Source organism: Phreatobacter sp., assembly GCF_051860605.1.
In the GTDB taxonomy this organism is placed as follows: Bacteria; Pseudomonadota; Alphaproteobacteria; order Rhizobiales; family Phreatobacteraceae; genus Phreatobacter.
In genome coordinates this window covers 430,667-438,460 of record NZ_JBHYDR010000004.1, presented here as the reverse complement: position 1 = coordinate 438,460, position 7,794 = coordinate 430,667, and the positions used below count along the sequence as shown (strand labels likewise).

Genomic DNA, 7,794 nt, shown 5'->3' with positions numbered 1-7,794 from the left:
ATGGCCCCGGTCGCTGCCGATGCCGGGCAGCCGGTTGAAATGCAGCGTCGCGGCGGCGGGTTCCGTGGCGGCGGGTTCCGTGGCGGCGGGTTCCGCGGCGGAATGGGCGGCGGCTTCCGCGGGGGCATGGGCGGCGGCGGGTTCCGCGGCGGCTTCCGCGGTGGCGGCATGCGCTTCGGTGGCGGACCGCGCTTCGGCGGGCCGCGCTTCGGTGGCGGACCGCGCTTTGGAGGCCCCCGTTTCGGAGGACCGCGTTTCGGCTTCGGCCCCCGGCCCGGCTGGGGCGGTCGCCCCGGCTGGGGCCGTCCCTTCCCCGGGCCTCGCTACCGGTACGGCTGGCGCCGGCCCTGGGTGGCGCCCTTCCTGATCGCACCGCCCGTGGCGGCCGGCGTCTGGGCCGGCGGCAATTGCCGGCGCGTGCTGCGGGTCAATCATTGGGGCGAGCGGTTCTGGGTGACCCGCTGCTGCCGCGTGGTCGTCGACTATGACGGGTTCCCGCGGCGCATCTGCCGCCGGGTATAGCGTCCGGCCTTGTGCGTCGCGCCGGTCAGATCGGCGCGACGCCAACGGTCATCCCGCCGCAGACATAGAGCACCTGGCCAGTGACGAAGCCCGCCCCCTCCGACAGGAAGAAGTCGACGGCATGGGCGATGTCCTCCGGCTGGCCGAGCCTCTGGACCGGCACGCCGCGGATGATCGCCTGGGTGCGCGGCGAATTGTGCGGGTTGGCGGACTTGAACAGATCGGTCTCGATCGGGCCGGGGCCGACCGCGTTCACGGTGATGCCGTGCGGGGCAAGCTCCAGCGCCCAGGTGCGGGTGAAGCCGATGACGCCGGCCTTCGTGGCCGCATAGGCGGTGCGCAGCTCCTTGCCGAGCGCCACGCGCGAGGAAATGGTGACGATCCGTCCCCTGCCCGCCTGTTTCATGCCCGGCACCACCGCCTGGGCCGCCAGCATGACTGCGCGCAGGTTGATCGCCACCACGCGCTCGAAATCCTCTAGCATCGTGTCCTCCAGCGAGGCAGGCGGAGAAATGCCGGCATTGTTGACCAGCCAGAGCACCGGCTGGGCCGAGACGATCTCGTGCAGCGCGTCGCGGGTGGCATCGACATCTGCAAGATCGACCTCGACATAGTCGGCGCCATTGTCGGTTTCCGGGGGCGCGCGGTCGATGTTGATGACCGGTATGCCGCGAGCGATCAGCCGGCCGACAATGGCCGCGCCGATGCCGCGGGAGCCGCCGGTGACGATGGCTGCGGGTTCGTTCATCGGTGTGGTCATGCGTTTCGTCCCTCGCTGCGGAGCGCTTGCCGGCCCCGTCCTTGGCCCTGTCGGTCCGGTCCAGACCAGACGGGTCAGACTAGACGGCTCGCATGGCATCCGGCGACAGGCTGGCTTGCATGACCCGACTGCGTCCTTCGAGGCTCGCTCGCTGCGCTCCCTCGCACCTCAGGATGAGGACGGGGGAGCTTGGCATCGGGTCCATGGTCGTGCCACCGCCCCCAGTGCGACCGCCATGCAATCCACCATCCCTCCTCATCCTGAGGTGCGAGGCCGAAGGGTGAGCCCCGAAGGACGCAATCCGGCCGCTGCAGGGGCCCGGTCGATCAGTTCAGGCGCCCAAATCGGCCCCACCCTCCCCCTCACCGCTTCGCGGAGAGGGGGGACTCTGGGGTTGTGCCAAGCAGCGTCCGTGGCGCCAGGCCCGGCGGCTGACAATCTGACGAGCGGCCGTGGTCTCCCTCTCCGCGCGCCAGCGCGGGGAGGGTCAGGGTGGGGCCACTCAGGAGCCGCGATGCGGCAAGATCCGCATCTACCAGACCGTTCCTCACATCCTGAACACGCCGAACTTCGTCGGCGGCACTGGCGCATTGAGGCAGGCGCTCAGCGCCAGTGCCAGCACGCGGCGGGTCTCGGAGGGCAGGATGATGCCGTCGTCCCAGAGCCGCGCCGTGGCGTAGTAGGGATGGCCCTCGGCCTCGTAATTCGCGCGGATCGGCGCCTTGAACGCCTCTTCCTCCTCCGCCGGCCAGTCCTTGCCATCGGCCTCGAAATTCTCGCGCTTAACGGTGGCGAGCACGCTGGAGGCCTGTTCGCCGCCCATCACCGAGATGCGGGAGTTCGGCCAGGTGAACAGGAAGCGGGGCGAATAGGCCCGCCCGCACATGCCGTAATTGCCGGCGCCGTAGGAGCCGCCGACCAGCAGCGTGATCTTCGGCACCTGGGCGCAGGCAACCGCCGTGACCAGCTTGGCGCCGTCCTTGGCGATGCCGCCGGCCTCGAACTGCCGGCCGACCATGAAGCCGGTGATGTTCTGGAGAAACAGCAGTGGAATGCGGCGCTGGCAGCACAGCTCGATGAAATGGGCGCCCTTCATGGCGCTTTCCGAGAACAGGATGCCGTTGTTGCCGATGATGCCGACGGGCATGCCGTGCAGGCGGGCGAAGCCGGTCACCAGCGTCGTGCCGTAAAGCGCCTTGAACTCGTCGAACTCGGACCCGTCGACCAGCCGCGCGATGATCTCGCGGATGTCGTACTGGGTCTTCAGGTTGGTCGGGACGAGGGCCTCCAGCTCGGCGGTATCGTGCTTCGGCTCGCGCGGCTCGGCGAGGGCGATATCGACGGTCTTCACCGAGTTGAGGTTGGAGACGATGCGCCGGGCGATCGCCAGCGCATGCGTGTCGTCCACGGCGTAGTGGTCGGCGACACCGGACTGGCGGGCATGGACATCGGCGCCGCCGAGATCCTCGGCCGTGACGATCTCGCCGGTTGCGGCGCGCACCAGCGGCGGGCCGCCGAGGAAGATGGTGCCCTGCCTGCGCACGATCACGGTTTCGTCCGACATGGCCGGCACATAGGCCCCGCCCGCCGTGCAGGAGCCCATGACCACGGCGATCTGGGGAATGCCGGCAGCCGACAGATTGGCCTGGTTGAAGAAGATGCGGCCGAAATGCTCGCGGTCGGGGAAGACCTCGGTCTGGTGCGGCAGGTTGGCGCCGCCGGAATCGACCAGATAGACGCAGGGCAAGCGGTTCTGCAGCGCGATCTCCTGCGCGCGCAGGTGCTTCTTCACGGTCATCGGATAGTAGGTGCCGCCCTTGATGGTGGAATCATTGGCGACGATCATCACCTCGCGGCCTTCCACCCGGCCGATGCCGGTGATGACCCCTGCCCCGTGGATCGGCTCGCCATACATGCCGTTGGCGGCAAGCTGCGACAGTTCGAGGAAGGGCGAGCCGGGATCGAGCAGGCCGGTGACGCGGTCGCGCGGCAGGAGCTTGCCGCGGCCGACATGGCGCTGGCGGGCGCGCTCGTTGCCGCCGAGGGCAGCCTCGGCGCGTTTGGCCTGGAGGTCGGCGACGAGTTCGCGCCAGGCCCCGGCATTGGCGCGGGCCTCGGGACTCGACGGATTGAAGGCGGATTTCAGGATGGCCAAGGCGTCAGGGCTCCGGCGAGGCTGGTCGGGCCTGTCTGGTTAGCGCGGGACGGAGAGCCTGTCATCCGGGCGATGGACCGAGGGAGCCGGCGCCGCCGGTCAGACCACGTCGTCGCTCTCGGCCAGATACCAGGGCTCGGCCCGCCCGGCCTCCACCCATTCCTGCCAGGCCGGCAGCGCCATGACCGCCTGCATGTAGGCGCGAGCCTCCGCCGGAACATCGACGGCATAGCTGTGGAAGCGCGAGACGACCGGGGCAAACATGGCATCGGCAGCGGAAAAGGCACCGTAAAGGAACGGTCCTTCCGCGCCAAAACGCCGGCACGCCTCGGTCCAGCCGGCGACGATGCGCACGACATTGGCCTCGACCTCGGCCCCCAGCACCACCGGTTTCGGCGCGCGGCGGACATTCATCGGGCAGCGCGCGCGAAGCGGCCCGAATCCGCCATGCATCTCGGTCGCAAGCGAACGCGCATGGACGCGCGCGGCCAGGTCCACCGGCCACACGCCGCGACCGGGAAACCGCTCGGCCAGATATTCGATGATCGCCAGGCTCTCCCAGACCAGGAGGTCGCCGTCGATCAGGACCGGGACCTTGCCGCCGGGGGATACGGCCCGGATGCGCTCGACCCAGTCATCCCTGTAAAGCGGGATGAGATCCTCCTCGAAGGGCAGGTCCAGCACCCGCATGAGGATCCATGGCCGGAGCGACCACGAGGAATAGGCCTTGTTGCCAATGACGAGCTTCATGACGATCCCCCGTGCTGGAGGCGTCACGATGCCGGTCTGCCGGGCGGCAGGCCAGCAAATTGGCTTGATCGGTCCATTCGCCGGCGTGATGGGTGGCTCAGGCCTTCGGCTTGGGCACCCAGTCCTCGACCGGGCCGCCGGTCTTCTTCCAGGCCCCGAACCCGCCTTCGACATGGGCGACCGGCTTCAGGCCCATGATGTGTGCCGTGTGCGCGGCGAGCGCCGAGCGCATGCCGCCGGCGCAGAAGAACACGAATTTCTTGTCCTCCTGGAAGACCGGCTTGGCATAGGGGCTTTCCGGATCGATCCAGAATTCCAGCATGCCGCGGGTGCAGTGAACGGCGCCGGGAACCTTGCCATCGCGCTCCAGTTCGCGCGGGTCGCGGATATCGACGAAGACCACGTCGTCGCGGCCATGCAGGGCCTTGGCCTGTTCGATGGTCAGCGTCTCGATGACGGAATTGGCCTCGTCGACGAGCGCCTTGTAGCCCGTGGTGATGGTCTGCGGCATGAAGTCCTCCAATCGCTGGCTGCCAGCCTAGCATTGCCGGAGACCGCGGCGACAGCCTGCGGGGCGCAAGGGACTCGACCCCGCCCCGCATGACTTGCTACGGCTTCATCATGTTCGGTCTCACCGCACTCGACGCCGCCGCCTTCGGCTATTTCGTGTTCTGCTGGGCCGCCTATGCCTGGATCGTCGAGATCTGGGGCGGGCGGCAGCGCGGGCTGACCGCCATCATCTCCGACTATCGCGGCCGCTGGATGGAGGAGATGCTGGTGCGTCCCAACCGCATCGTCGACACGCAGATCAACATGACGCTGCAGCAGGGCTCGTCGTTCTTCGCCTCCACCTCGCTGCTGGCGGTCGGTGCCTGCCTCGGCCTGATGAACGCCTCCGACCGGGCCGTGCAGGTGGTGCAGGCGCTGTCCTTCGGGCAGGCCGGCACGCGGGAGTTGTGGGAGTTCAAGCTCGCCGGGCTGATGGTGATCTTCGTCTATGCCTTCTTCAAATTCGGCTGGGCCTACCGGCTGTTCAACTATTGCGCCATCCTGATCGGCGCGACGCCGGAGGGCGAGCGGCGCACCTCCGATGCCGCAAAGGCGATGGCCGAGCGGGCGGCGCGGATGAACACCATCGCGGCCGCGCATTTCAACCGCGGCCAGCGGGCCTATTTTTTCGCGCTCGGCTATCTCGGCTGGTTCGCCGGCCCCATCGTGTTCGTCGTGGCGACCACGGCGGTCTTCGCCGTGCTCTATCGCCGGCAGTTCCACTCGGACAGCCGCAGCGCGGTGATGTGACGGCGGGCCTCGACCTTTCCGACCGGCTGGGGCATCAGCAGGCCATGACCGTCGAATCCGATCTCGAAGCCGCCATCCTCCAGCTTGCCCGTGCGCGCGGGCCGGACAAGTCCATCTGCCCCTCGGAGGCGGCCAAGGCGGTCGGCGCGGGGCGCGGCGTGGACTGGCACGCCCTGATGCAGCCGGCGCGGCGGGCCGCCGTGCGCCTGGCGCTGGAGGGTCGGGCCGTCATCCTGCGCAAGGGCAAGCCGGTGGACCCCGCCGATTTCAGGGGCGTCTACCGCATCACCGTGCCGCGCGAGGAGTAGGCCTCAGGGCGCGGGGAACAGGGCGTCGGTGCGCCCGCCGGCGCGGTAGGCGAGAAGGCCGAGCCATTCGCGCGTCATGCGGTCGACGAGGTCGAGCCCGCGGCCGGCCGGCAGGATCGGCTGCCACAGTTCGCGATCCGTGCCGCGCGTCTCGTAGTCGGTGGGGTAGGCCACCACGTCCCAGCCGGCCCGGCGGAAGATGCCGACCGAGCGCGGCATGTGCCAGGCCGAGGTGACGAGAAGCCAGCGCTTGCCCGGTTTCGGCTGGACGATCTGCTTGGTCAGCACGGCATTCTCGAAGGTGTTGCGGCTCTCGCGCTCCAGCGTGACGCGCTCCGGCGCGATGCCGAGATCGGCGAACAGGCGGCCCGCAGCCCCTGCCTCGTCGATCGCGTTGGAACGCAGCAGCGCGGCCGAGCCGCCGGTGAAGACGAGCCGCGCGCCGGGATAGCGGCGCGCCAGCGCCACGGCCTCCGTGATCCGGCCGGGCGCGCCCGACAGCGTCACCTGCCCGCCTCGCGCTTCGGTCGTGTGCGGATTGACCGAGCCGCCGAGCACGATGATTCCGGTGGGAGGCGCCATGGCCGGCGACATCAACGGAAAACGGTTCTCAAGCGGGCGGGCGAGCCAGGTGCCGAGCGGCGAGACGGCGCAGACCGCAAGGCCGAGGGCACCGGCGGCCACAAGCCGTCGCCCTCCCCGGCTCCAGCGGGTGAACAGGCCGAGCGCGCCGAGGACGATCACCGCCGCCAGCAGGTTGGACGGCGCGGCGAACCACCAGAGGATCTTGGAGAGGGTGAAGAACAGATCGTTCAGGAGGCTCACATCGTCTTCGCAAACAGTTCGCGCCCGATCAGCATGCGCCGGATCTCGCTGGTGCCGGCGCCGATCTCGTAGAGCTTGGCGTCGCGCAGCAGGCGGCCGGTCGGATAGTCGTTGATATAGCCGTTGCCGCCGAGAAGCTGGATGGCATCGAGCGCCATTTTCGTGGCGTTCTCGGCCGCATAGAGGATGGCGCCGGCCGCATCCTCGCGTGTCGTCTGGCCACGGTCGCAGGCCTTCGCCACCGCATAGACATAGGCGCGGGCGGCATTCATCGAGACATACATGTCGGCGAGCTTGCCCTGGACCAGCTGGAATTCGCCGATGGCCTGACCGAATTGCTTGCGCTCGTGGACATAGGGCATGACCACGTCCATGCAGGCCTGCATGATGCCGATGGGGCCGGCCGCGAGCACCGCGCGCTCGTAGTCGAGGCCGCTCATCAGCACGTTGACGCCGCGCCCGACCTGGCCGAGCACGTTCTCCTCCGGCACCTCGCAATCCTCGAAGACGAGTTCGCCGGTGTGCGAGCCGCGCATGCCGAGCTTGTCCAGCTTCTGCGCGCAGGAGAACCCCTTGAAGCCCTTTTCGATCAGGAAGGCGGTCATGCCGCGCGCGCCGGCGGCCGGATCGGTCTTGGCATAGACGACGAGCACATCGGCATCCGGGCCGTTGGTGATCCACATCTTGGTGCCATTGAGAATGTAGCGATCGCCCTGCTTCTCCGCCTTCAGCTTCATCGAGACGACGTCGGACCCGGCGCCCGGCTCGGACATGGCCAGCGCGCCGACATGCTGGCCGTTCATCAGCTTCGGCAGGTAGCGGCGCTTCTGTTCCTCCGAGCCGTTCTTGCGGATCTGGTTGACGCAGAGATTGGAATGGGCGCCGTAGGACAGGCCGACCGAGGCCGAGGCGCGCGAAATCTCCTCCATCGCCACGCAATGTTCGAGATAGCCGAGGCCGGTGCCGCCATAGTCCTCCTCGACGGTCATGCCGAGCAGGCCGAGGTCACCGAACTTCTGCCAGAGGTCCATCGGGAACTGGTCGGTGCGGTCGATCTCGGCCGCGCGGGGCGCGATCTCGGCCTGCGAGAAGTTGAACACGGTCTCGCGCAGCATGTCGGCGGTTTCGCCGAGGTCGAAGTCGAAGGGGCGCGGCGCGTTCCTCAGCATGGCATT

9 protein-coding genes are annotated in these 7,794 nt (G+C 68.7%); 3 read left to right on the top strand and 6 right to left on the bottom strand.

The genetic code is table 11. The features are described from left to right. The coding region (locus ACTIFS_RS09850) for a hypothetical protein (protein WP_439573900.1) at window positions 1–522 on the top strand (522 nt) is incomplete at its 5' end. A gap of 25 nt (window positions 523–547) precedes the next feature. Here the strand turns inward: ACTIFS_RS09850 and ACTIFS_RS09845 are convergent. The 4 genes from ACTIFS_RS09845 to ACTIFS_RS09830 all read right to left on the bottom strand — a co-directional run bounded on the left by ACTIFS_RS09845 (window position 548) and on the right by ACTIFS_RS09830 (window position 4,698). Beyond that, entirely contained in the window at window positions 548–1,282 is a 735-nt protein-coding gene (locus tag ACTIFS_RS09845; protein ID WP_439573899.1) for an SDR family NAD(P)-dependent oxidoreductase, read from the bottom strand. A gap of 547 nt (window positions 1,283–1,829) precedes the next feature. After that, window positions 1,830–3,437 (bottom strand): carboxyl transferase domain-containing protein, encoded by a 1,608-nt coding sequence (locus ACTIFS_RS09840; protein WP_439573898.1) that lies wholly within the window; start codon window positions 3,435–3,437, stop codon window positions 1,830–1,832. Window positions 3,438–3,536: 99 nt separating this feature from the next. Beyond that, window positions 3,537–4,187 carry a glutathione S-transferase family protein gene (locus tag ACTIFS_RS09835; protein ID WP_439573897.1) on the bottom strand — a complete coding sequence of 217 codons (651 nt, stop codon included), beginning with the start codon at window positions 4,185–4,187 and terminating at the stop codon, window positions 3,537–3,539. Window positions 4,188–4,284: 97 nt separating this feature from the next. Next, entirely contained in the window at window positions 4,285–4,698 is a 414-nt protein-coding gene (locus tag ACTIFS_RS09830; RefSeq protein ID WP_439573896.1) for a rhodanese-like domain-containing protein, read from the bottom strand. Between the two features lie 89 nt (window positions 4,699–4,787). Between ACTIFS_RS09830 and ACTIFS_RS09825 the strand changes: the two genes are divergently transcribed. Together ACTIFS_RS09825 and ACTIFS_RS09820 are read left to right on the top strand one after the other, a co-directional pair. Continuing rightward, complete coding sequence (locus ACTIFS_RS09825) at window positions 4,788–5,486, top strand: DUF599 domain-containing protein (RefSeq protein ID WP_439573895.1); 699 nt, start codon at window positions 4,788–4,790, stop codon at window positions 5,484–5,486. A 44-nt stretch (window positions 5,487–5,530) separates the two neighbouring features. Continuing rightward, window positions 5,531–5,794, top strand: a complete 264-nt coding sequence (locus tag ACTIFS_RS09820) for a DUF3253 domain-containing protein (RefSeq protein ID WP_439573894.1) — start codon at window positions 5,531–5,533, stop codon at window positions 5,792–5,794. Window positions 5,795–5,797: 3 nt separating this feature from the next. On the opposite strand, the gene ACTIFS_RS09815 is transcribed toward ACTIFS_RS09820, so the two are convergent. Beyond that, window positions 5,798–6,619 (bottom strand): YdcF family protein, encoded by an 822-nt coding sequence (locus ACTIFS_RS09815; protein ID WP_439573893.1) that lies wholly within the window; start codon window positions 6,617–6,619, stop codon window positions 5,798–5,800. Then, window positions 6,616–7,788, bottom strand: coding sequence for an isovaleryl-CoA dehydrogenase (locus tag ACTIFS_RS09810; RefSeq protein ID WP_439573892.1), 1,173 nt, complete (start codon window positions 7,786–7,788; stop codon window positions 6,616–6,618). The genes ACTIFS_RS09815 and ACTIFS_RS09810 overlap by 4 nt, the downstream gene beginning before the upstream one ends. Between the last annotated feature and the right edge of the window lie 6 nt (window positions 7,789–7,794).

Excerpts from the sequence above, each read along its gene's own strand:
- ACTIFS_RS09845 (WP_439573899.1), bottom strand. The coding sequence starts at position 1,282 with ATGACCACACCGATGAACGAACCCGCAGCCATCGTCACCGGCGGCTCC.
- ACTIFS_RS09835 (WP_439573897.1), bottom strand. The coding sequence starts at position 4,187 with ATGAAGCTCGTCATTGGCAACAAGGCCTATTCCTCGTGGTCGCTCCGG.
- ACTIFS_RS09830 (WP_439573896.1), bottom strand. The coding sequence starts at position 4,698 with ATGCCGCAGACCATCACCACGGGCTACAAGGCGCTCGTCGACGAGGCC.
- ACTIFS_RS09825 (WP_439573895.1), top strand. The coding sequence starts at position 4,788 with ATGACTTGCTACGGCTTCATCATGTTCGGTCTCACCGCACTCGACGCC.
- ACTIFS_RS09820 (WP_439573894.1), top strand. The coding sequence starts at position 5,531 with ATGACCGTCGAATCCGATCTCGAAGCCGCCATCCTCCAGCTTGCCCGT.
- ACTIFS_RS09810 (WP_439573892.1), bottom strand. The coding sequence starts at position 7,788 with ATGCTGAGGAACGCGCCGCGCCCCTTCGACTTCGACCTCGGCGAAACC.